At 73.4% G+C, this 21,080-nt stretch carries 21 protein-coding genes; 10 read left to right on the forward strand and 11 right to left on the reverse strand.

What is annotated here, in order from left to right; translation table 11 throughout:
- Positions 1 to 11: 11 nt before the first annotated feature.
- A complete protein-coding gene (gene tatA / locus E1283_RS09590) occupies positions 12 to 323 on the reverse strand; it encodes a Sec-independent protein translocase subunit TatA (protein WP_132817510.1) in 312 nt (103 codons plus the stop codon).
- A gap of 123 nt (positions 324 to 446) precedes the next feature.
- Positions 447 to 887, reverse strand: a complete 441-nt coding sequence (locus tag E1283_RS09595; protein ID WP_132817511.1) for an ATP-binding protein — start codon at positions 885 to 887, stop codon at positions 447 to 449.
- A 220-nt stretch (positions 888 to 1,107) separates the two neighbouring features.
- Between E1283_RS09595 and E1283_RS09600 the strand changes: the two genes are divergently transcribed.
- The 9 genes from E1283_RS09600 (at position 1,108) to E1283_RS09640 (ending at position 10,925) form a co-directional block, all read left to right on the forward strand.
- On the forward strand, positions 1,108 to 1,887 hold the full coding sequence (locus E1283_RS09600) for a hypothetical protein (RefSeq protein ID WP_132817512.1): 780 nt from the start codon (positions 1,108 to 1,110) through the stop codon (positions 1,885 to 1,887).
- A gap of 139 nt (positions 1,888 to 2,026) precedes the next feature.
- Positions 2,027 to 2,791, forward strand: coding sequence for a YcnI family copper-binding membrane protein (locus E1283_RS09605; RefSeq protein ID WP_132817513.1), 765 nt, complete (start codon positions 2,027 to 2,029; stop codon positions 2,789 to 2,791).
- Positions 2,792 to 2,886: 95 nt separating this feature from the next.
- Entirely contained in the window at positions 2,887 to 3,549 is a 663-nt protein-coding gene (locus E1283_RS09610) for an SCO family protein (protein ID WP_132817514.1), read from the forward strand.
- On the forward strand, positions 3,546 to 3,986 hold the full coding sequence (locus E1283_RS09615; RefSeq protein ID WP_132817515.1) for a copper chaperone PCu(A)C: 441 nt from the start codon (positions 3,546 to 3,548) through the stop codon (positions 3,984 to 3,986). The genes E1283_RS09610 and E1283_RS09615 overlap by 4 nt, the downstream gene beginning before the upstream one ends.
- Before the next feature lie 19 nt (positions 3,987 to 4,005).
- Entirely contained in the window at positions 4,006 to 6,015 is a 2,010-nt protein-coding gene (locus tag E1283_RS39425) for a copper resistance CopC/CopD family protein (RefSeq protein ID WP_279571246.1), read from the forward strand.
- Between the two features lie 61 nt (positions 6,016 to 6,076).
- Positions 6,077 to 7,300: an iron uptake transporter deferrochelatase/peroxidase subunit gene (efeB, locus tag E1283_RS09625; RefSeq protein WP_132817517.1), complete on the forward strand. Its 1,224-nt coding sequence runs from the start codon at positions 6,077 to 6,079 to the stop codon at positions 7,298 to 7,300.
- Positions 7,301 to 7,343: 43 nt separating this feature from the next.
- Positions 7,344 to 8,303 carry a prephenate dehydratase gene (gene pheA / locus E1283_RS09630; RefSeq protein WP_132817518.1) on the forward strand — a complete coding sequence of 320 codons (960 nt, stop codon included), beginning with the start codon at positions 7,344 to 7,346 and terminating at the stop codon, positions 8,301 to 8,303.
- Positions 8,304 to 8,775: 472 nt separating this feature from the next.
- Positions 8,776 to 10,074, forward strand: coding sequence for a serine--tRNA ligase (gene serS, locus E1283_RS09635; protein WP_132817519.1), 1,299 nt, complete (start codon positions 8,776 to 8,778; stop codon positions 10,072 to 10,074).
- Complete coding sequence (locus E1283_RS09640; RefSeq protein ID WP_132817520.1) at positions 10,071 to 10,925, forward strand: HAD family hydrolase; 855 nt, start codon at positions 10,071 to 10,073, stop codon at positions 10,923 to 10,925. Before serS ends, E1283_RS09640 begins: the two co-directional genes overlap by 4 nt.
- A gap of 34 nt (positions 10,926 to 10,959) precedes the next feature.
- Here the strand turns inward: E1283_RS09640 and E1283_RS09645 are convergent, their stop codons facing one another.
- The 6 genes from E1283_RS09645 to E1283_RS09670 all read right to left on the reverse strand — a co-directional run bounded on the left by E1283_RS09645 (position 10,960) and on the right by E1283_RS09670 (position 16,130).
- Positions 10,960 to 11,508, reverse strand: a complete 549-nt coding sequence (locus tag E1283_RS09645) for an RNA 2'-phosphotransferase (RefSeq protein WP_132817521.1) — start codon at positions 11,506 to 11,508, stop codon at positions 10,960 to 10,962.
- 75 nt (positions 11,509 to 11,583) lie between these two features.
- Positions 11,584 to 12,306 carry an ABC transporter permease gene (locus E1283_RS09650; RefSeq protein ID WP_132817522.1) on the reverse strand — a complete coding sequence of 241 codons (723 nt, stop codon included), beginning with the start codon at positions 12,304 to 12,306 and terminating at the stop codon, positions 11,584 to 11,586.
- A 14-nt stretch (positions 12,307 to 12,320) separates the two neighbouring features.
- On the reverse strand, positions 12,321 to 13,238 hold the full coding sequence (locus E1283_RS09655) for an ABC transporter ATP-binding protein (RefSeq protein ID WP_132817523.1): 918 nt from the start codon (positions 13,236 to 13,238) through the stop codon (positions 12,321 to 12,323).
- A 3-nt stretch (positions 13,239 to 13,241) separates the two neighbouring features.
- The gene (locus tag E1283_RS09660; protein WP_132817524.1) at positions 13,242 to 14,132 is read right to left on the reverse strand and encodes an ABC transporter permease subunit; all 891 of its coding nucleotides are present in this window, start codon (positions 14,130 to 14,132) and stop codon (positions 13,242 to 13,244) included.
- Positions 14,129 to 15,100 carry an ABC transporter ATP-binding protein gene (locus E1283_RS09665; RefSeq protein ID WP_243744719.1) on the reverse strand — a complete coding sequence of 324 codons (972 nt, stop codon included), beginning with the start codon at positions 15,098 to 15,100 and terminating at the stop codon, positions 14,129 to 14,131. The genes E1283_RS09660 and E1283_RS09665 overlap by 4 nt, the downstream gene beginning before the upstream one ends.
- Positions 15,101 to 15,203: 103 nt before the next feature.
- On the reverse strand, positions 15,204 to 16,130 hold the full coding sequence (locus E1283_RS09670) for an LLM class flavin-dependent oxidoreductase (RefSeq protein ID WP_132817525.1): 927 nt from the start codon (positions 16,128 to 16,130) through the stop codon (positions 15,204 to 15,206).
- A 148-nt stretch (positions 16,131 to 16,278) separates the two neighbouring features.
- Between E1283_RS09670 and E1283_RS09675 the strand changes: the two genes are divergently transcribed.
- A complete protein-coding gene (locus tag E1283_RS09675) occupies positions 16,279 to 17,127 on the forward strand; it encodes a Cof-type HAD-IIB family hydrolase (RefSeq protein WP_243744720.1) in 849 nt (282 codons plus the stop codon).
- Positions 17,128 to 17,189: 62 nt separating this feature from the next.
- On the opposite strand, the gene E1283_RS09680 is transcribed toward E1283_RS09675, so the two are convergent.
- The 3 genes from E1283_RS09680 to E1283_RS09690 form a co-directional block, all read right to left on the reverse strand.
- Positions 17,190 to 18,251 (reverse strand): hypothetical protein, encoded by a 1,062-nt coding sequence (locus E1283_RS09680; protein ID WP_132817527.1) that lies wholly within the window; start codon positions 18,249 to 18,251, stop codon positions 17,190 to 17,192.
- Between the two features lie 198 nt (positions 18,252 to 18,449).
- On the reverse strand, positions 18,450 to 19,421 hold the full coding sequence (locus tag E1283_RS09685; RefSeq protein ID WP_425086148.1) for a metallophosphoesterase: 972 nt from the start codon (positions 19,419 to 19,421) through the stop codon (positions 18,450 to 18,452).
- 126 nt (positions 19,422 to 19,547) lie between these two features.
- Positions 19,548 to 20,759, reverse strand: a complete 1,212-nt coding sequence (locus E1283_RS09690; RefSeq protein WP_132817529.1) for a LacI family DNA-binding transcriptional regulator — start codon at positions 20,757 to 20,759, stop codon at positions 19,548 to 19,550.
- Positions 20,760 to 21,080: the final 321 nt, after the last annotated feature.

A 21,080-nucleotide genomic window follows, 5' to 3' on the forward strand; every position in this document is an offset into this window, starting at 1 on the left:
GGGCGGGCTGCTCAGCCGCGGGCTGCGGTGTCGGGCTCCTGGACAGGGCGCGCCGTGCTGACGTCGATCGGGCCGGCCTTGATGGTGCGCGGGTCCGAGGCGACCGGCTCCGCCGAGGCCGACGGGTTGGCCGAGGCCGACGGGTTGGGCGAGGCGGACGGGTTGGCGGCGGCGCTCTCGGCCTTCATGGCGGCCGTCTCGCTCTTGAGGATGCGCGCCGACTTGCCGAGGGAGCGCGCGATGTCCGGCAGCCGCCTGGCGCCGAAGACCAGCAACACGATGATGGCGAGGAGCACGAGCTCCCTTGCCCCTATCTGACCCATTGGGTTCCACCTCCAGAGGGAACGTCCTGATGCATCCCCCTCAGAGGGCCACGGTACCGGGTCGGATGTAAAGAGCCGAGAAGTAAAAACCCGGAGAAATCCCAGGCCACGGGCAAGGGGCCGTCAGGACGCCTGGAGCAGCGCGGCGCCCTCGCGCCACTTGAGGGTCTTGTCGAAGGTGACGACGGCCCCACCGCTGCCCGGCTGGTTGCCGATGCGCACCCGGTCGGAGAGGGCCTCGATGAGCCGCAGGCCGCGCCCGCAGGGCAGGAGCTCGGGCGGCTCGGTGAAGGGGATGGCGGCGCCCTCGGGAAAGCCGGGGCCGCCGTCGGTGACCTCGATGCGGCACGTGTCCCCGAGCATGGAGGCGGTCACCTGGAAGACCTGGGAGCGGCCGCCGCCGTGCTGGACGGCGTTGGCGCACGCCTCGGTGAGGGCGACCGAGAGTTCGTGGGAGATGTCGGCGTCCACCCCGGCCGACTCCATCGCGCCGATCAGCAGGCGCCGGGCCAGCGGGACGCTGGCCGCCTCTCGGCGCAGTTGGAGAGACCACCAGATGCTCATGTTCCAGCCTCCTGGCCGCGGCTCGACATATCTGTAGGTATTGCCTACCGGCCCGGGAGGTAAGCGCGTGGCCGACCCAACACCCCCCGTTCGGCGGATGTATCAGGACACAAGCATCGATATACCTACACCTCGGCACGAGTGAAGGTACGTACTCGCGTGCGAGATTTCCGGCCCCGAGCCATGGCCGGTGCGAGGCCGGTGAGATGATGACGCCGCCATGCGTGCCGGAGCCGATCTGCGACTGCTGCGAGCCGCGGTCTTCGCCGCGGCCTGCGCCACGCTGGCCGCCGCCGGTCACCTCTCGGCCGGCGGGCCCGGGGTGCCCGCGTGGGCGCTGGTCACCGGCTGGCTCGCCGCCTTCGCGCTCGCCGTGCCGCTTGCCGGCCGCGAACGCCGCTCGACACCCGCTTTCGCCGCCGCCCTGGGGGCCGGTCAACTCGCCCTGCACGCCCTCTACAGCCTGGGCCAGCACGGCACGGGACACGGCGGCGCGTCCGGCGGTGGCCACCCGGTTGGCACGATCGAGCAGGCCAGGCGGCTGCTCTGCAACGACCAGATCATGGCCCTCACCGAGGCGAGGGCCGCGCGGATCGTCTCCGCCGCCGGCCTCGCACCGGACGGCGGAACCACGACGGCGGCGCACGACTGGCTGCCGTCCGGGCCCATGCTCCTCGGCCATCTGCTGGCCGCCGTCGCGGCCGGCTGGCTGCTGCGGCAGGGCGAGCGGGCGGTGTGGCGACTGCTCCGCCTCGCTCGACCCGGCGATGCCGACCCCATGTTCCCGATCGCGCTCGACGCGCTCGCGCCGGCGCTCAGGCGCGCTCTGCGCCTGGCCAGGCTGCTGTGCGCCGGCGCGCCGTTCCTGCCGCCCGCGCGACGGCGGCCGCACCCCGCGCGACGGCCGGCTCCGGCCGTCGCCGGCATCGTGCTCCCGCACGCGCTGACCAGACGCGGCCCGCCGCCGCGCGGCGCGGCGGAACTCGCCCTCGCGGCCTGACGCACTCCCCGGAAGGAACCGGGCACCGGGTGCGCCCTCGCCGCGCGCCGACCGCAGCGCGCCCGCACCCGCACCACCCGTCTCCCTTCCCACCCGTACGCGTCCCACTGACGCGACACCTCACCGTGGAGTGCCCCCAATGAAGCGCACGCGCGTGGCCGCTTGCTCGGCGATCACCGCGGCCGTCGTCCTGACGATCGCCGCACCCGCCGCCCAGGCCCATGTCAGCATCGACCCCAGCGAGGCGGAGCAGGGCGGCTACGCCGTCCTCAACCTCCGGGTGCCGAACGAGAGCGACACCGCCTCGACCACCCGGCTCGAGGTCCATCTCGACCCCGAGCACCCGCTCGCCTCGGTGCTGCCGCAGCCGGTGCCCGGCTGGGACGTCGAGGTCCAGACGGCGGAGCTCGACGAGCCGATCGAGATGCACGGCAGCCAGGTCACCGAGGCGCCGACCACCATCGTCTGGTCCGGGGGCGAGATCGAGCCCGGCACCTTCCAGCAGTTCCCGATCTCCGTGGGACCGCTGCCCGAGGACGTCGACCAGCTGGTGTTCAAGGCCGTCCAGACCTACGACGACGGCGAGGTCTCGCGCTGGATCGAGGAGCCGACCGAGGACGGCTCCGAGCCCGAGAGCCCGGCCCCGGTCCTGAGCCTGGCGCCCGGCACCGGCGGCCACCACGGCGCCGAGGCCGCCGAGGGCGCCGACGCGGCGGCCTCGGACGAGGCGGCGCACGACGCGGTGGAGGAGGCCGCCGGCGACGGGTCCGACGAGGCGACCGCCGACACCACGGCGCGCGTGCTGGCCGGCGTGGGCATCGCGGTCGGCGTCGCCGGTGTGGCCTTCGGCGTCCTCGCCGGGCGCCGCCGCACCGGCGGCGGCGACGGCACCGCCGCCTCCTGACCCCTCCCGACCCCTTCCCCACCCACCGTGGGACCGCGCGGGGCGGAGCACACCGTCCGCCCCGCGCGCCACGATCACCACACCAGGAACACGCGATGCACCTGCGCAGAATCAGCACCACCGTCGTGGCCCTCGGCGCCGCGCTCACCCTGGCCGCCTGCGGCGGCGACGCCTCGGGGGGCGACGGCGACGACTCGGCCGCGGCCGAGGTCCACGGCGAGCACGCCCCGGACGAGGGCACCGTCGTCGACACCCCCTTCGCCAAGCCGGAGCTGGTGCTCACGGACACCGAAGGCGAGGAGTACGACTTCGTCGAGCGCACCGCGGGGCGTGCCGTCCTGCTCTACTTCGGGTACACCCACTGCCCGGACATCTGCCCTCTCACCATGAGCAACATCGGCATCGCGAGCGCCGGGCTGACCGACGAGCAACGGGCCCAGCTGGACGTCGTGTTCGTGACGACCGACCCCGACCGGGACACCCCGGGGTCGCTCGGCCCCTGGCTCCAGGCCCAGGGCCCCGACTTCACCGGCCTGACCGGCGACTTCGCCACCATCCAGGAGGCAGCGCGCTCGCTCGGCGTGCACATCGAGCCGTCGACCGAGGACGAGAACGGCGACATCGTCTCCACCCACGGCACCCAGGTGATCGCCTTCCTGCCCACCGACGACCAGGCGCACGTCGTCTACACCGAGGGCGTCACGAGCGACACCTTCGCCCGCGACCTGCCGGGCCTGATCGAGGGGGAGCTGCCGTGAGACGCCGGGCCGCGGCGCTGCTCGCCGGCGCGCTGACGCTCGGCCTCGCCGCCTGCTCGGGCGGCGAGGCGACGCCCGAACTGCGGGCGAGCGGAGCCTACATACCCGAGCCGCCGGGTCAGGACGTCGCCGGCGCCTTCCTCACCGTCGAGAACACCGGCGACGCGGACGACACCCTGGTGTCGGTGACCAGCGAGGCGGCCGGCACGGTCGAGATCCACGAGACCGTGGACAACGCCATGCGCCAGGTCGACTCGCTACCCGTGCCCGCCGACGGCGAGCTGCACCTCGACCGCGGCGGCAACCACGTGATGCTGCTCGACCTCTCCCGCCGACTCGTCGAAGGCGAGACCGTGAGCCTCGAACTGCGCTTCGAGACCTCGGATCCGATCACCCTCGACGTGCCGGTCAGATCAGCCACCTACACCGGGGAGTGACACCTCAGCCATGCGCGCCATGACCGCCCTTCCCCGTCCTCTTGTCACGCTGCTGCTCGGCGCCCTGGCCACGGCCGCGGCGCTCGCCGGCCTGCTCGCCGGCGCCGGCCCGGCCGCGGCGCACGCGGCGCTCGACACCAGCACCCCGGAGGACGGGGCGGTGGTCGCCACGGCGCCCGACGAGGTCACGCTCACCTTCACCGAGGGCGTCTCGCTCGGCGCGGACGGCATCCGGGTCCTCGATCCGGACGGCGACCGCGCCGACGCGGGCGGGCCCACTGGTTCGGGGCGCGACCACGCCGTGGCGCTGCGCCCCGGCCTCGCCGACGGCACCTACACCGTGGCCTGGCAGGTGGTCTCCACCGACAGCCACCCCATCTCCGGCGCCTTCACCTTCTCGATCGGCGCCCCGTCCGAGACCGCGGTCGACGCGGACGCCGTGACCACGGCGGGCGACGACGGGCTCGTCGGGCTGCTCTACGACGCCGGACGCTACGCCGCCTACACCGGCTTCCTCCTTCTCGTCGGCTCCTGTGTCTTCGTGCTGGTGTGCTGGCCGGCGGCCGCCACCCGCCGGGCCGTGCAACGCGTCACGCTCGCCGGCTGGACCATCCTCACCGGCGCCACCCTGGCCCTGCTCTGCCTGCGCACCCCCTACACCGGCTCCGGCGAACTCGCCGACGCCTTCGACCTGGCCGGGCTGCGCGACGTCGTGGGCACCAGGACCGGCAGCGCCCTCGTGACCCGCCTGCTGCTGGCGGGCGCCGCCGGGCTGTTCATCGCGCTGCTCTACGGCGCCCACGCCCGGCTGCGCGCCGCCCAGGAGGCGGCCGCGGCGCGGGACGCGGACGGCAAGGACGACGGGAACGACGGGAACGACGGGGACCGGGACGAGGCCGTCGAGGACGGCCGGGCCCGGCTGCGCGACGTCACCTTCGGCCTCGGCATCGGCGGCGCCATCCTCGCCGTCGGCCTCGCGGCCACCTGGGCCACGGCCGAGCACGCCGCCACCGGCCGGCAGACGGCCGTGGCCATCCCCGCCGACGTCGTCCACCTGCTGGCGGTCGCCGCCTGGCTCGGCGGCCTCGTCACCCTGCTGGCCATCCTCCACGACGCCCCTGACACGCCGCCCGGGGCCGCCGTGCGCCGCTACTCCGCGCTCGCCACGGGCAGCGTCGCCGCGCTCGCCGCCACCGGGCTCTACCAGTCGTGGCGGCAGGTGGGCCTCTCCTGGACCGCGCTCACCGACACCTCCTACGGTCGTCTGCTGCTGCTGAAGGTCGCCCTGATCGCCACGCTGCTCGTGGTCGCCTCCGTCTCCCGGCGGTGGACCCACCGGCTGGCCGACGCGCCGGCCAGCCGGCCCGGCGAGCCGACCGACGACGCGGCGCCCGAGACCGTGGCCGTCGGTGGCGAGGGCGTGGCCCCGGCCCGGGCCAGGCAGTTGGCCAGGCAGCGCGCCGCCATCGACCGCACGGCCCGCCTCCGGTCCCGCGAACGGGCCCGTGGGGCCGACCCGCACCGGGCCGCGCTGCGGCGCTCCGTGCTCGCCGAGGCCGCCATCGCCGCCGTGCTGCTCGGCGTGACCACCGCCCTCACCGCCACGCCCCCGGCCCACACCGCCGCCGCCGAGGCCGCGGCCGCCGATTCCGCCGCCGGCGGTGGGGACCAGGACCGCTCCGCCGGCGACCCCCTGTCGCTCTCCCTTCCCTACGACACCGGCGGCGAGGCCGGCCGGGGCGACGCCCGACTCGACATCTCACCGGCCGCCACCGGTGACAACACCCTGCACATCCGCCTCACCGACCCCAACGGCCGGCCCACCAACGCCGAGGAGATCCGGGTCGCCCTCACCCTGCCCGCCGAGGACCTCGGCCCGCTCCGCTACGAGACCCTGCACGTGGACGTGGGCCACTGGACCGTGACCGATCTCCAACTACCGCGCCCCGGCAGCTGGGACCTGGCCCTGACCATCCGCACCTCGGACATCGACCAGACCACCGAGACCACCTCCTTCACCATCCCGTAATCACCAAGAGTAACGACACCGCCACAGAATAGCAACGCACAGTGACAACCAGTGGTAGACCATGACTGAGATCTCCCGCCGCCGCCTGCTCACCACCGCCGGCACCGCGGGCGCCGCCGGCCTCGCCCTCGGCACCGCGGGCGGCGCGCTCGCGCACGCCGCCACGACGACGCGGGGCGCCCCGGCCCTCACCAGCCTCGGCAGCACCACCGTCGCCTTCCACGGCACCCACCAGCCGGGGATCACCACCCCGGCGCAGACCCACGGCCATCTCGTCGCCCTCGACCTCGCCCCCGGCGCCGGACGCCGCCAGGCCGTCGAACTGCTCCGCGGCTGGTCCGGGCTGGCCGCCCGGCTGATGGCCGGCGAGGCGCCGGACGACGACACCTCCGTCGCCCGCGACGCCGGCCCGTCCTCCCTCACCGTCACCATCGGGCTCGGGCACGGCTTCTTCGACGCCACCGACCTCGTCGACGCCCGCCCCACCGCGCTCGACCCGCTCCCCGCGTTCTCGAACGACGCCCTCGACCCCGACCGCTCGGACGGCGACCTCTGGCTCCAGATCGGCGCCGACGACGCCCTCGTCGCTTTCGGCGCGCTCCGCGCCCTCCAGCGCGCCGCCGCCGGCACCGCCGCCGTCCGGTGGCAGATGACCGGCTTCAACCGGAGCCCCGGCGCGACCGCCCGGCCCATGACCAACCGCAACCTGATGGGCCAGGTCGACGGCACCAACAACCCCGGGCCGGCCGACGACGACTTCGACGAGCGGGTCTTCGTCCCGGCCGACGGCGACCCGGCCTGGATGGCCGGCGGCTCCTACGCCGTCGTCCGCCGGATCCGGATGCTGCTGGACGACTGGGAGCGGCGGACGGTGGGCGAGCAGGAGCGGGTGATCGGGCGCCGCAAGTCCGACGGCGCCCCGCTCACCGGCGGCGAGGAGACCACCCCCGTCGACCTGGAAGCCGTCGACGACGACGGCCGCCCCGTCATCGGCGCCAACGCACACGTACGGGTGAGCGCGCCGGAGACCAACGGCGGAGCCGCGATGCTGCGCCGCCCCTTCTCCTTCCACGACGGCTTCCGGGGCGACGGCGGCCCGGACGCCGGGCTGCTGTTCGTGTGCTGGCAGGCGGACCCGCTGCGCGGCTTCGTCCCGGTGCAGCGCAAGCTGGACCGGGGTGACGCGCTCTCGGAGTTCGTCAGGCACGAGGCGAGCGCGCTGTTCGCGGTCCCCGGCGGGGCGGCGGAGGGCGAGTACGTGGGCCAGCGGCTGCTCGAAGGCTGATACCGAGACGCGGCGGCCCGCCCGCCGCGGCTACCGTGGCGTCATGACAGCAGCGAGCCGCTACACCTACCTCGGCCCCGAGGGCACCTTCACCGAAGCCGCGCTCCGCACCCTGCCGGAGGCGGCCACCCGCGAGCTGGTACCGATGATCTCCGTGCCGGCGGCCCTGGACGCGGTGCGGTCCGGTGAGGCGGCGGGCGCGCTGGTGCCCATCGAGAACTCGGTGGAGGGCGGCGTGCTGGCCACGGTGGACGAGCTGGCGTCCGGCCAGCCGCTGATGATCTACCGCGAGGTGCTGCTGCCGATCGCGTTCGCGCTGCTGGTCAGGCCGGGCACGGCCATCGAGTCCATCAAGACGGTCACCGGGCATCCGGTCGCCCAGCCGCAGGTGCGGGACTGGCTGAAGCGTTTCCTGCCCGACGCGCAGTGGGAGTCGGCGGCGTCCAACGCGGACGGCGCCCGGCTGGTGCAGGAGGGGCGGTACGACGCGGCGTTCGCGGGCGAGTTCGCGGCCGCGATCTACGGGCTCGAGCCGCTGGTCACCGACATCCACGACGCGCACAACGCCACCACCCGTTTCGTGCTGGTGGGCCGGCCCGCCCGGCCGGCCGCGCGGACCGGCGCGGACAAGACCTCGGTGGTGCTGTGGCTGCGCGCCGACCACCCGGGCGCGCTGCTCGACGTGCTCCAGGAGTACGCGGCCCGCGGCGTGAACCTGACGCGGATCGAGTCGCGGCCCACCGGCAAGGGGATCGGGCAGTACTGCTTCTCGGTGGACTGCGAGGGCCACGTCTCGGACCGGCGGGTGGGCGAGGCGCTGATGGGGCTCAGGCGGCTGTGCTCGGACGTGCGCTACCTCGGTTCGTATCCGCGCGCCGACCACGTGGAACCCGCGGTGCGCTCCGGCACGACCGACGAGGACTTCCTGGCGGCGGCCGACTGGCTGACCCGCTGCCTGGACGGGCGCCCGGACGAGACCGGCCGGACGGCGACGGATCGCTGAATCCCGCGTGTCCTCGGAGTGCCCGGGAAGTTATCCACGAGTTATCCACAGGACACCCTCCGTGCCTGTGCATAAGTCGACATGACCAACTCGGACATCGTCGACATATCGCCCCACTAGGCGCTAACTCGTCCACAGGGTGGCGAATCCGTTTTCGTCACCCAAAGCGATCGGCATCCCCCCGGCGAGTGAGGCAATTCTCTTCGATTTCCCTCGTAAGAGAGTGTGAGCCGGGTTTGAGTGGGGAATTCTACGGCCCGCACCAAGGGGGGCCGAGAATCCACAAAGTTATCCACAGGGACCTGGCGGGCCCTGTGGATAACCCGGTGGACAACCCGCTGACCTGTGGATTCCCCCAGGCTCACTTTCCACGAAATTCACGGCAAATCAGCCAAAGCGTACATCTCGCCCATGGTGCGGCCGCGGGGGAATTCGGATTCGGCCCCCCGGGCCGCCCCGGTAGCCTGGTGCCGTGATTGACCTTCGGCTGCTTCGCGAGGACCCGGACCGAGTGCGCGCATCCCAGCGCGCCCGTGGAGAGGACGTCGACCTCGTCGACTCCCTGCTCTCCGCCGACGAGCGGCGCAGGTCGTCCAGTGCCCGCTTCGACGAGCTGCGGGCCGAGCAGCGCCAGCTCGGCAAGCTGATCCCCAAGGCCACCGGCGACGAGCGGGCCGCGCTGCTGGCCCGCGCCGGCGAACTCGCCGCGGCGGTCAAGGCCGCCGACGCCGAGCGCGACGAGGCCGCGGCCGAGGCCCAGACCCTGCTGCTGGGGATCGGGAACCTCGTCCACCCCGACGTGCCGGTCGGCGGCGAGGACGACTTCGTGGTCCGCGAGACGCACGGCACCATCCGCGACTTCGCGGCCGAGGGCTTCGAGCCGAAGGACCACCTGGAGCTCGGCCAGACGCTGGGCGCCATCGACACCGAGCGCGGCGCCAAGGTCTCGGGCTCCCGCTTCTACTACCTGACCGGCGTGGGCGCCCTGCTCGAACTCGCCCTGGTCAACGCGGCGATCGGCCAGGCGACCGCCGCCGGCTTCGTCCCGATGCTCACCCCGGCCCTGGTGAAGCCGCGCGCCATGGAGGGCACCGGCTTCCTCGGCCAGGCCGCGCAGGACGTGTACCACCTGGAGAAGGACGACTTCTACCTGGTCGGCACCTCCGAGGTCCCGCTCGCCGCCTACCACATGGACGAGATCCTGGACGCCGGCGAACTGCCGCGCCGCTACGCCGGCTTCTCGCCGTGCTTCCGCCGCGAGGCCGGCTCGTACGGCAAGGACACCCGGGGCATCTTCCGGGTGCACCAGTTCGACAAGGTGGAGATGTTCTCCTACGTGGCGCCCGAGGACGCCGAGGCCGAACTCACCAGGCTGCTGGAGTGGGAGAAGCAGTGGCTCACCTCGCTCGGGCTGCCGTTCCGGGTGATCGACGTGGCCAGCGGCGACCTGGGCGCCTCCGCCTCCCGGAAGTTCGACTGCGAGGCGTGGATCCCGACCCAGGGCAAGTACCGCGAGCTGACCTCGTCCTCCAACTGCACCGAGTTCCAGGCCCGCCGGCTCGGCATCCGGATGCGCACCAAGGACGCCGGACCGCGCCCGCTGGCCACGCTCAACGGCACGCTGTGCGCGGTGCCGCGCACCATCGTCGCGCTGCTGGAGAACCACCAGCAGGGCGACGGTTCGGTCCGGGTGCCCGAGGTCCTGCGGCCCTACCTGGGCGGGCGCGAGCTGCTCGAGCCGGTCGCCAAGCCCGCCAGGGGCGGGCGGTGACCGAGCCGGCCACCTTCCCGTACCGGTTGGTCGCGACCGACCTCGACGGCACCCTGCTGCGGAGCGACGAAACGATTTCCCGGCGGACCCGCGCGGCGCTCGCCGCCGCGCGGGCGGCCGGGGCCGAACACATCGTGGTCACCGGCCGCAGCGTCGCCTGGACCCGGCACATCCTCGACGACCTGGGCTACGAGGGCCTGGCGGTCTGCGGCCAGGGCGCACAGCTCTACCACGCGGGGGAGCACCGGCTGCTGACCTCCGTCACCCTGGACCGGCAGCTGGCCAGGGCCGCCGTGGCCCGGCTCGAGGAGTCACTCGGGCCGCTCCACATCGCCGCCAACCGGGACGGCCTCGACGGCCGGGTGGTGATGGAGGCCGGCTTCCACGAGACGGTGGGCAGCACCTACGGCGCCAGCGGCGAGGGCAACCCGCGCCCCGAGCGTGCCGGGACGCGCGAGGAGCTGTTCGCGGAGCCGGTGATCAAGATGTACGTGCACCATCCGACGATGAGCGACGACGAGTTGGCCGCCACGGCGCTCGACCTGTTGGGCGACGCGGTGGGCATCGTCGTCTCCGGCGAGCTGCTGGTGGAGATGCTGCCGCTCGGCCTGACCAAGGCGACGGGGCTGTCGCTCGCCGCGCGCCGGCTCGGGGTGAGGGGCTCGGAGACCATCGCCTTCGGGGACATGCCCAACGACCTGCCGATGTTCGCCTGGGCGGCGCGCAGCGTGGCCATGGCGGGGGCGCACCCGGACGTCCGGGCGATGGCGGACGAGATCACCGCGGGCAACGACGAGGACGGGATCGCCCTGGTCCTCGAACCGCTGCTCGGACAGCCGGCCGTCGGCTGACCCGCCGGGGCCCGGAAACCGGGCCGCCGCGGGCTCAGCCCGGGAAGCGGACGAAGCCCGCCGGCACCGCGGCCGTGAGCCAGACGCCGTTGTCGCTGCGCCAGAACGGGTGGCCGGCGGTGTGCATCGCCCCCGCGTCGACCGAGAGGACGACCGGCCGGCCCCACCTGGCGCCGACGCGGGCGGCGGTCTCCCGATCGGGCGACAGGTGGACGTGCTGGCGGCTCATCGGGCGCAGCCCCTCGGCCCGGATGCCGCCGAGGCTGCCGGCCACCGTGCCGTGGAAGAGCCAGGCCGGCGGCACCACCGGCGCGAGGCCGAGGTCCACCCGGATCGAGTGCCCCTGACTGGCCCGGATCCGGCTGCCGGTCGGGTCGACGGCGAAGCGGCGCTTGTCGTTCCGCTCCACCACCTCGGCCAGCTGCTCCCGGCCGATCCGGACCCCGGCCCGCCGGCAGGCGGCCAGCAACGCGTCGATGTCGGCCCAGCCGCCCTCGTCGAGGACCAGGCCGATCCGGCCGGGGTCGTGGCGGAGGTGGCGGGAGAGGTACTTCGAGAACTTCTTGAGCTGTCGGTCGTCCATGTGGCTTCGAGGATGCCGCGTCGGGCGGCGGCCCGCCTCCGGTTTTCCGAGCCCGGAGGGCCGCCGCCCGACCGCTCAGCGCTCGCCGGCGAGGGTGAGCGAACCGAGCCGCCGCGCCGCGTACCAGGTGCCGAGCCCCGTGGCCACGAGGAGCAGGATCAACGCGGCGGGCAGCGAGACCTCCGACGTGATGTCGGCGCCGGGACCGGCTATCCGCTCGGCGATGGCCAGCGACCACTGCTGGATGCTCAGCGCCCGCGCCCCCGGCACCAGGCTGCCGAACAGCGCCTCCCAGACCAGCGCGTAGACCAGGCCGAACACCACCGCGTTCCGTGAGACGGTGCCGAGCAGCAGGAACACCGCGCTGTAGGCGATGGAGGCGACGGCCGCCGCCACCGCGAAGGCCCCCGCGATGACCTGGCTGTTGCCGTTGAGGATGAAGCCGGCCAACAGGATCGGCAGCGTGGTGAAGGCCAGTGTGACGCCGATGGCGACCAGCAGCTTGGTGGTGATGATGGTGCGCCGGTCGAGCGGCTTGGAGAGCAGGTAGACGATCGAGCCGTCGTCGATCTCCGGGGCGATGGCGCCGGTGCCGGCGATCACGCCGACCAGCGGCACCATCGAGGCCAGTGCGAAGCCGCCGAGGATCTCGGTGGCGGCGTGGTCGTCCGCGCCGTTGAGCAGCCGCACGGCGACGGCGATGACGATCAGCAGCGCCGGCAGGGCGCCCAGGATCAACGCGCGGCGGCGGCCGAGCAGGGCCCGGTAGGTGAGCCGGGCGACGGTCGGGTTGTACATCGCGATCGGGCTCCTTACGCGCTGACCAGATAGGAGAAGACGCTCTCGAGCGACTCATCCGAGGGGGAGACGGTGAACAGCCGGACGCCCTGTTCGCGAGCGAGCAGCGGAAGCCGGGTGGTGAAGCGGAGGAAGTCCACCGCCTGCACCCGCAGCGCGTTCTCCGCGGTGTCGAACTCGATGCCGCTGGTGGACGGGTCCGCTATCAGCGCGGCGGCCAGTGCCCGGTCGTCGCTCGACCGGATCAGATAGCGCAGCGGACGGTCCGTCATCAGCCGGCGGATCCGCCGGAAGTCGCCGGAGGCCGCGTGCCGGCCGGCCACGACGACCTCGATGTGGGCGGCCAGCTGCTCGACCTCCTCCAGGATGTGCGAGGAGAAGAGCACGGTGCGCCCCTCCTCGCCCATCGTGCGCAGCAGCTCCATCAGGTGCATGCGCTGGCGCGGGTCCATGCCGTTGAACGGCTCGTCGAGCAGGAGCACCGACGGCTGGTGGACCAGCGCGGAGGCCATCTTGACGCGCTGCCGCATGCCCTTGCTGTAGGTGGAGACGCGGCGGTCGGCGGCGGCCGTCATCTCCACCGTCTCCAGGGCGGCGTGGGCCGCGGCCCCCGGGTCGGGCAGGCCGTGGAGTTCGGCGTTGGCCAGCACGAACTCGCCTCCGGTGAGGTAGTCGTACATACCCTCGCGCTCGGGCACCAGGCCGATCCGTCGGTACGCCTCGGGGTTGCGCCAGATCGGCTGGTCGTCCAGGGTGACGGCGCCGGCCGAGGGCGCGAGGAAGCCGCTCATCATGTGGATCAGGGTGGACTTGCCGGCGCCGTTCGGCCCGAGGAGGCCGGTGATGCCGGGGCTGATGTCCATGCTGATGTCGTTGACCGCGACCACGTTCCCGAACCAGCGGGAGGTCTTGGCGATGTGGATGGTGGTCATGGGCTACAGACCCGCCTTCCGGTAGCGACGGACCAGGAGCACGTGGCAGAGCGCGACGAGGCCCACGGTGACGAGGAGATAGCCGACGCCGGCCCCGGTGGAGGGGCCCGCCTCGCCCGGGAAGCCGCTCGTGCCACCGAGGAACGCGGACTGCAGGCCGTCCATCAGGGTGGTGGGCGAGAAGAGCCCGAGCCAGCCGATGGCGTCGCTCCCGCCCTGCTCGTTGGCGATGGCCTGCACCGCGGTGACCGCGAAGTAGGGGACGGTGAGCACCGCGATGATGGCGGCCACGCCGAAGCCCCGGCGGGGGGTGCGGGAGGCGACCACCAGGGCCACGCCGGCGTGCGTGACGGCGAGGACCGCGGCCGCCACCAGGCCGCGCAGATAGCCGCTCGTCTGGTCGGCGAAGCCGAGCTCGGCGAGCAGCCCGCCGGCGTAGGCGATGGTGAGCGGGATCGCGACGAACAGGAAGATCGCGGCGGAGAGCGCGGCGAACTTGGCCCGCACGTAGTCCGCCGGGGACATGGGCCGCGAGAAGTAGAGCGGAATGGTGCGGAAGCGCAGGTCGAGGGAGACCATCTGGGGCGCGGCCAGCGCGATGTAGAGGCTGAGGATCGGCTGCATCGCCAGGCCGTAGCCCTGGTACTCGATGGGCATCTCGTCGAGCCCGGTCATCACCGCGACGGCGACCATCACCACCGCGGGGAAGCACATGATCGCGAACAGGCCGAAGGGCAGCACCTTGGAACGGGCCGACCGGCCGAGGCCGAAGCCGCCGCGCAGCGAGTGGACGAACAGGGAGAGCCGCGCGTAGCCGGCGCCGAGCCGCTCGCCCTCGTAACGGCGGTAGCCGATGTTGTGGATCCGCGCGTCCTGCGCGGTGGGCGGGGTCACGGCTGTGCCTCCTGGAAGACCTCGGCGATGCGGTGGCGGCGCTGCTCCATGCGCACCAGGCCGAGGCCGAGCTCGGCCACGGCGTCCCGCACGGTGTCGTAGACCGCCTCGTCCGCGGTCTCGACCACCAGCAGTTGGCCGGGGGCCGGGGTGGCCTCGACGCCGCGGCCGGCCAGTGCGGCGCGCAGCGCGGCGGCGCCGTCCGGGTGGGTGTCGGAGTCGGTGACCTCGACGGCCAGCGAGGCGGTGGCCTCGGTGAAGCTGGCCGTGGTCTGGGAGCGGAGCAGCCGGCCGCCGTCGATGACGACGATGTGGTCGCTGGTGCGCTCCAGCTCGCCGAGCAGGTGCGAGGTGACCAGGACCGAGATGCCGAAGTCGGTGTGGATGCGGCGGATCAGGCCCAGCATGTCGTCCCGGCCGGCCGGGTCGAGGCCGTTGGTCGGCTCGTCGAGCAGCACCAGGCGGGGGTCGTGCACCAGCGCCTGGGCGAGCTTGACCCGCTGTTTCATGCCCGTGGAGTAGCCGCCCATGGGCCGGTACCGCTCCTCGTAGAGCCCGACGTGGCGCAGCGTGTCCGCCGTGCGCTCGCGGGCCGCGGTGGGTGGCAGCCCCGACATCCGGCCCATGTGCACCACGAACTCGGTGGCCGAGACGTCCGGCGGCAGGCAGTCGTGCTCCGGCATGTAGCCGACCTGCTCGCGGATGGCCGTGCCCTCCGCCGCCGAGTCGTGCCCGAGCACCCGGGCCGTGCCCTCGGTGGCCGGGGCGAGGCCCAGCAGGATCTTGATCAGGGTGGACTTGCCCGCGCCGTTCGCCCCGACGAGGCCGGTGACGCCTGGACCTATGTCCATCGTCAGCCCGTCCAGTGCGGTGACGCGGGGATACCGCTTGGTCAGGGCCGTGGTGTTGATGACGCTCGCCCCGACCCCGCTCGTCAGGCCAGCTCCCGTACTCGTACTCACGCTCACGGGTAAGACGCTAGTGCCCCCGGGCGAGACCGCGCGTCCCTCTTTGGTAGCTGTTTCGACACGGGTTTCCCCTACTCGGCACCCGGGCCGCCCCGGCGACCCCCTAGGGGACGGTGACCTGGGTGACGACCCGCTCGAAGACCGCGGGGTCGGTGGCGAACACCGAGTCCGGCACCGGCCAGTGCAGCACCAGCTCGGTGAAGCCCATTTCGGCGCAGGTGCCGGCGTACTCGGCGAAGGCGTCGGCCGAGGCCAGCGGCGAGACGCCGTGCGGGGCGAAGGCGCTGGTGTCGAGCAACACCCGGCCGAGCGTCGCCGGCTCCCGCCCGACCTCCTCGCAGACGCCCTCCAGGCGGTCGACCTGGCGCCCGAGCGCCCGGTAGAACCCGGCCGCCGTGCCACCCGCGGACCGCGGATCGCCCGTGGTCACCCACGCCTGGCCGTGCCGGGCGGCGAGCCGCATCCCGCGCGGGCCGGTGGCGGCCACCGCGAAGGGCAGCCGGGGGCGCTGGACGCAGCCGGGCACGTTGCGGACCTCGTGCGCCGCGTAGAAGTCGCCCTGGTAGGAGACGCCGCCGGTGCCGCCCTCGCTGAGCAGCAGGTCGAGCAGCCGGACGAACTCGGCGAACCGGTCGGCCCGCTCCCGGGGCGCCCACGCCTCGTTGCCCAGCGCGGTGGCGTCGAATCCGGTGCCGCCGGCGCCGACGCCGAGGGTGACCCGCCCGTCGGACACGTCGTCCAGCGTGATCAGTTCCTTGGCCAGGGTGACCGGGTGCCGGAAGTTGGGCGAGGTGACCAGCGTGCCGAGGCGCAGCCGCTCGGTGGCGGCGGCCGCGGCGGTCAGCGTGGGTATCGCGCCGAACCAGGGCCGGTCGCGGAAGCTGCGCCAGGAGAGGTGATCATAGGTGTAGGCGGTGTGGAACCCGAGCTGCTCGGCGTGCTGCCAGATCCGCCGGCCCTCCGCCGACCATCGGAAGACGGGCAGGATCACGGTGGACAGCCGCAGGGGGTGCGCCGACGAGACAGCCATGGGCAGCAGCGTAGGCCCTTTCCCGCCAGGCTTGCGCCGCTTCCCGACAGGTTCGGGGCCGGGGCGGCACGGAGCACATCCGAGTGAGCCGCCGCACGGATGTGCCTGCATATGCTGGTGGACTGTGCCCACACCCTCGCCCGCTCCCCTGCACGCCGTAGGCACGGTACCCACCGTCCCCCACGGCCTCCGTCCCCGTCTGATCGCCACCGACCTCGACGGCACACTGCTGCGCGACGACAAGACCGTCTCGCCGCGCACCGTCGCCGCGCTGGCCGCCGCCGAGGCGGCCGGCATCCACGTCCTCTTCGTCACCGGCCGACCGGCCCGCTGGATGGGCCCGGTCAGCGACCACGTGCACGGCCACGGCCTGGCCATCTGCGGCAACGGCGCCGCCGTCGTCGACCTGCGCCGCGGCGGCGAACTGGTGGCCGCCCGCCCGCTCTCCGCACGGGACGGGCTGGCCATCGTCCGCGCGCTGCGCGCGGCCGCGCCCGGGGTGTCGTTCGCCGTGGAGCGCTCCGGCGGATTCCACCACGAGCCGGGGTACGGGCCGTCGCTCCCCGGCTCCTCGGCGCGGGTGGCGCCCGCCGAGACGCTGCTGGCCGACGACCCGACGTTCGCCGGCCAGCCGGTGCTCAAGCTGCTGGCGCTCCACGACCACCTCGACCCGGACGCGTTCCTGGCACTTGGGAAGGCGGTGGCGGGCGCACACGGGGAGTTCACCAGGTCGAACCCGAACGCGCTGCTCGAGATCAGCGCGCCGGGTGTGAGCAAGGCCAGCACGCTGGCGGGCCGTTGCCGGGAGCTCGGCGTCGGCCCCGACGAGGTGGTGGCGTTCGGCGACATGCCCAACGACCTGGCCATGCTGAGCTGGGCCGGCACGGCCTACGCGATGGCCAACGCGCACCCGGCGGTGCTGGCGGCGACGCCGCACCACACGCTCTCCAACGACGAGGACGGCGTGGCCCGGGTGATCGAGCAGTTCCTCCCGTAGCGCCTTCCCCGACGTACTCCCCTGCGCACTTCCGGCGCACTTCCCGGCGCCCGGCCCGCCGGTCAGGACCGCTTGTCGTCCTGGTCGGCGGGGCCGCCGAAGTCCGGGCTCGCGTAGCCGGGGCGGCCGGGGGGCTCGTCGTCGTCGTCGCGGGCCGGGCTCGTGAAGTCGGGGCTGCCGAAGTCCGGGCTGGAGAAGTCCGGGCTGCCGTAGCCCCGGTCCGCCGGCTCGTCGTCGCGCTCCGCCGGGCTGGAGAAGTCCGGGCTGTCGAAGTCGGGACCCGAGAAGTCGGGCCCGGAGAAGTCGGGCCTCGAGAACCGCGGATCGATGACCTCGTCGTCGCCGTCGGCCGGGCTGGTGAACGCCGGGCTGCCGAACTCGGGGCCGGAGAACCGCGGATTGCCGTAGCGCGGGCGGGGCCGCGGCGCGACGCCCGCCGAGCTGGAGAAGTCGGGGCTGGAGAAGTCCGGGCTGGAGAACCGCAACCGGGGCGTGCGCCCCCGCGGATGGTGCCGACCGCCCGCCCGGCGCACGAACGGCACCACGCCCCGGTCGTGCAACGCGCGCCGCCACTCGTCGCGGGCGCGCGCCAGCTCCTCCGCCGGCGCCGAGGCCCGGATCGCCGTGGAGGCGCTGTTCCGCGTCGCGGCGACCACCAGGCCGCCGAGCGCCACCACGAGTCCCAGTCCGGCCACCGCCGCGAACACCCAGCCGACGCCCCGCATCCGCTCCGCGATGCCCGGCTCGGGCTCGGCCAGCCGCAGCGCGTAGCCCAGCAGCAGGAACACCACGGCGGCCACCGCGGCCAGCACCGGTACCAGCGTGGTGACGACGGCCAGCAGGCCGACCCCGGCGGAACGTTCCTCCTGGCGTGGACCGCCCTGTCCGGCGCCCGACGTGGGGGCGCCGGGGTCATCGAGCTCCGCCCGGAGCCTGACCAGCTGTCGGTACTCCTCGTCCGCGGCCGCGGCGATCTCCGGCAGGGCGTCCATCGCCATCGACCGCAGCCGCTCGATCTCGAACCGGTCGGCGTCGGCCGCCAAACGGGCAGACCGCAGCGCCTCGTCGAGGATTCGCTCGAAATCGGCCTGATCCTCCGGCGGCAATCCGTCTGCGCTGTTCATATGCGTCCCCAGGGCCTCACGGGCAGCGAGCTGGTGAGCGGACCCCGATGGTAGAGCGCATCCGGCCGTGGTGACAGGGAATTGTCGAATTCGCCAAAACAATCGAGCCGCTTACCCTGACAGTTCTCCCCTGCCCGGCTACGCCGCCGAGCACGCGAGACGACGCTCGGTGAAACCGTGGGAAACAGTTCCGCGACGTTACTCGGGCAATGGCAGCCGCGCGACCAGCAGCTTGCCGGCCATGGTCACCCCACCGTCCATCGCGATGGCGAGCGAGTCCGCGTATACGTGCGGACCGCGCACGCCCGGCGTGCTCTCCTCGTCCTCCGCGCCCCCCGACTCCGCGTCCGCGCCCCCGATGCCCTCGCCCGTCAGATACGGAATCGGGCTGTGGCCGTGCACCACCCGCTTGCCGCCGTACGTGTCGAGCAACTCCCGCACGGCCTGCGGCCCGTCCTCGTCGCGGAAGGCGAACCGCTTGGTGAACTTCCGGAACAACTCCCAGGTCTCCTCGACGCTGTTGCGCTGGAGGGCCTGCCAGATCGCGTCGTTGACGTCGTCGACGGTGCCGCCGTAGTCGAGGTAGGCCGTGGTGTCCGAGTGCAGCAGCAGGTGCCCGTCCGCCAGGGCCATCGAGTCGAGCCGGGACATCCACTGCACATGGTGGTCCTGCAGCCGCTCCATGTCCGTGCGCTGACCGCCGTTCAGCAGCCAGGCGGCCTGGAACGAGGCGGTGCCGGCGGCCGATTCCACCGGGGTGTCGCCGAACCGGCTGGCGCCGATCAGCAGCAGCTCGTGGTTGCCGAGCAGCGCCTTGCAGTAGCCGCCGACCGCCGCCGCCTCGGCGGAGAGCCGCATCACCAGGTCGAGCACGCCCACGCCGTCCGGCCCGCGGTCGGTGAAGTCGCCGAGGAACCACAGCCGGGCGTTGCCCGCGGCCCAGTTGTCCGCGTCGTCCGTGAGGCCGGCCTCGCGCAACGCGGCGCGCAGCTCGTCGAGATAGCCGTGGACGTCGCCGACCACGTACAGCGGCCCCGCCCCCTCCACCACGGGGATGTCGGGCAGGGTCGGCGTGTAGAGCTCGTCCTCCGGACCGCCCGCCGGGTCCGGACCCTCGGGCTGGTCCGTACCGTGCCACTCCTCTGGTGCCTGGCCGGCCCCCTGAGTCATCGACCCCTCCACCACTCCGCGCCGTCTCCACCGCCTGCAGGGCCCGCCTGGCAGGCCAGGTCCCGGTGCCGTTCGCCCATCATAGGAATCCAGGTGCCCGGTTGGGACACACCTGTCTATCGGAATCTACTGGTCAGCGGCAGGGGGTGTGCGCGGGGCCGTCACCGTGACGGTGCCCACGCGGCTGGCGGGGACCTGGAGCTGACGTCTGGGCGGGCGCTGCGACGTGCGTGAGGAGGGGTGCGGGATGGCCGGACGTTGGGACGAGGTGCGGACGATCAGCTCGGTCGGCATCACACGATGGGTCGCCTCCTGGGCGGGGGCGGCCGTGGGGGCGCGCCCGGCGGCGCCCTCGATGGCGTCGATGAGCAGCTGGATCACGGTCGTGCCGATCCGGCCCGGCTTGAGCGAGAGGGTGGTGACCGGCGGCTCGGTCGACGCGTAGACGCTGGACTCGCTGCAGCAGATGATCAGCAGGTCCTCGGGGACCCGCATCCCGTAGCGGCGGGCGGCGGCGAGCAGGTCGGTGCCGTTGGGGTCGAAGAGGCCGTAGACGGCGTCCGGTCGGTCGGACCTGGCCAGCAGCCGGTCGGCGGCGACGGCGCCGGCACAGGGGTCGTGCGCCGGGTACGCCTCGTAGACCGGTTCCTGGCCGTTGCGCTCGCACCACTGGAGATAGGCGGTGGTCGAGAGCCGGGTGTAGGTGTCGGTGCTGGTGCCGGTGAGCAGGCCGATCCGGCGGGCGCCGGCGGCGGAAAGGTGGTCGAGCAGGTCGACGACGGCGGCCTCGTGGTCGTTGTCCACCCAGGCGGTGACGGGCAGGCTGCCGCCCGGCCGACCGTCGGAGACCACCGGGATGCCCTGCCTGACCAGCTCGCTGACCACCGGGTCGTGGTCGGACGGGTCGATGACGACGGTGCCGTCGAGGGCGACGTTGGACCAGACGTCGAAGTCCCGGTGCTGGGAGGCGGCGGGCAGGATGACCAGCGCGTAGCCGCGGGCGAGCGCGGCCGAGGTGGCGGCCCGCACCATCTCGGCGAAGTAGGCGAACTCGGTGAAGGTGAACGGTTCTTCGCCGTAGGTGGTGACCGTGAGCCCGATCAGCCCCGACTTCCCGGTGCGCAGGGTGCGGGCCGCGGCGGACGGCCGGTAGCCGAGGCGGTCGGCCACCGTGCGGACATGGCGGCGGGTGACCTCGGGCAGCCGGCCCTTCCCGTTGAGGGCGTCGGAGACAGTCGTGATCGAGACACCGGCGGCCGCGGCGACCTCCCGGATACCGGCCCGCCTGGTTGTCCGGCGACCGGATGACCGGCTCACCTGATGCTTCGCTGCTGTCATGGCGACCTGATGTTAGGCCCGGCCCGGAGTGTGTGCCGCCGGTCGCCCGGACGTGCCCGACAGTACGTTTCTGCATGGTCCACAGGGGATGTGACGACCTGTTACCAAGGTCACCAGGTGGTTGGACCGCTGTTCTGTCGGCGTAGGGGGCGCGTCGCCGGGCGCGAGGGGGAAATTCAACAGGTCTCGTGTCACCCTCACGGGGGCGGCGCGCCAGGGCGCTCGCCATGGGCGCGAAAATCGCGCCGAGCGCGGGTGGGCCCGGGGGATACCCGTGTCGGGGCCCTCCTCAAAAGAACGAGGGGCCTCTTAGGGTGGGCA

The organism is Streptomyces hainanensis (genome assembly GCF_004348415.1).
Taxonomy (GTDB): domain Bacteria; phylum Actinomycetota; class Actinomycetes; order Streptomycetales; family Streptomycetaceae; genus Streptomyces; species Streptomyces hainanensis.

What these genes read in the sequence shown, in the direction of transcription:
- tatA (WP_132817510.1), bottom strand. Translation starts at nt 323, where the DNA reads ATGGGTCAGATAGGGGCAAGGGAGCTCGTGCTCCTCGCCATCATCGTG.
- E1283_RS09595 (WP_132817511.1), bottom strand. Translation starts at nt 887, where the DNA reads ATGAGCATCTGGTGGTCTCTCCAACTGCGCCGAGAGGCGGCCAGCGTC.
- E1283_RS09600 (WP_132817512.1), top strand. Translation starts at nt 1,108, where the DNA reads ATGCGTGCCGGAGCCGATCTGCGACTGCTGCGAGCCGCGGTCTTCGCC.
- E1283_RS09605 (WP_132817513.1), top strand. Translation starts at nt 2,027, where the DNA reads ATGAAGCGCACGCGCGTGGCCGCTTGCTCGGCGATCACCGCGGCCGTC.
- E1283_RS09610 (WP_132817514.1), top strand. Translation starts at nt 2,887, where the DNA reads ATGCACCTGCGCAGAATCAGCACCACCGTCGTGGCCCTCGGCGCCGCG.
- E1283_RS39425 (WP_279571246.1), top strand. Translation starts at nt 4,006, where the DNA reads ATGACCGCCCTTCCCCGTCCTCTTGTCACGCTGCTGCTCGGCGCCCTG.
- efeB (WP_132817517.1), top strand. Translation starts at nt 6,077, where the DNA reads ATGACTGAGATCTCCCGCCGCCGCCTGCTCACCACCGCCGGCACCGCG.
- pheA (WP_132817518.1), top strand. Translation starts at nt 7,344, where the DNA reads ATGACAGCAGCGAGCCGCTACACCTACCTCGGCCCCGAGGGCACCTTC.
- E1283_RS09645 (WP_132817521.1), bottom strand. Translation starts at nt 11,508, where the DNA reads ATGGACGACCGACAGCTCAAGAAGTTCTCGAAGTACCTCTCCCGCCAC.
- E1283_RS09650 (WP_132817522.1), bottom strand. Translation starts at nt 12,306, where the DNA reads ATGTACAACCCGACCGTCGCCCGGCTCACCTACCGGGCCCTGCTCGGC.
- E1283_RS09655 (WP_132817523.1), bottom strand. Translation starts at nt 13,238, where the DNA reads ATGACCACCATCCACATCGCCAAGACCTCCCGCTGGTTCGGGAACGTG.
- E1283_RS09670 (WP_132817525.1), bottom strand. Translation starts at nt 16,130, where the DNA reads ATGGCTGTCTCGTCGGCGCACCCCCTGCGGCTGTCCACCGTGATCCTG.
- E1283_RS09680 (WP_132817527.1), bottom strand. Translation starts at nt 18,251, where the DNA reads ATGAACAGCGCAGACGGATTGCCGCCGGAGGATCAGGCCGATTTCGAG.
- E1283_RS09685 (WP_425086148.1), bottom strand. Translation starts at nt 19,421, where the DNA reads ATGACTCAGGGGGCCGGCCAGGCACCAGAGGAGTGGCACGGTACGGAC.
- E1283_RS09690 (WP_132817529.1), bottom strand. Translation starts at nt 20,759, where the DNA reads ATGACAGCAGCGAAGCATCAGGTGAGCCGGTCATCCGGTCGCCGGACA.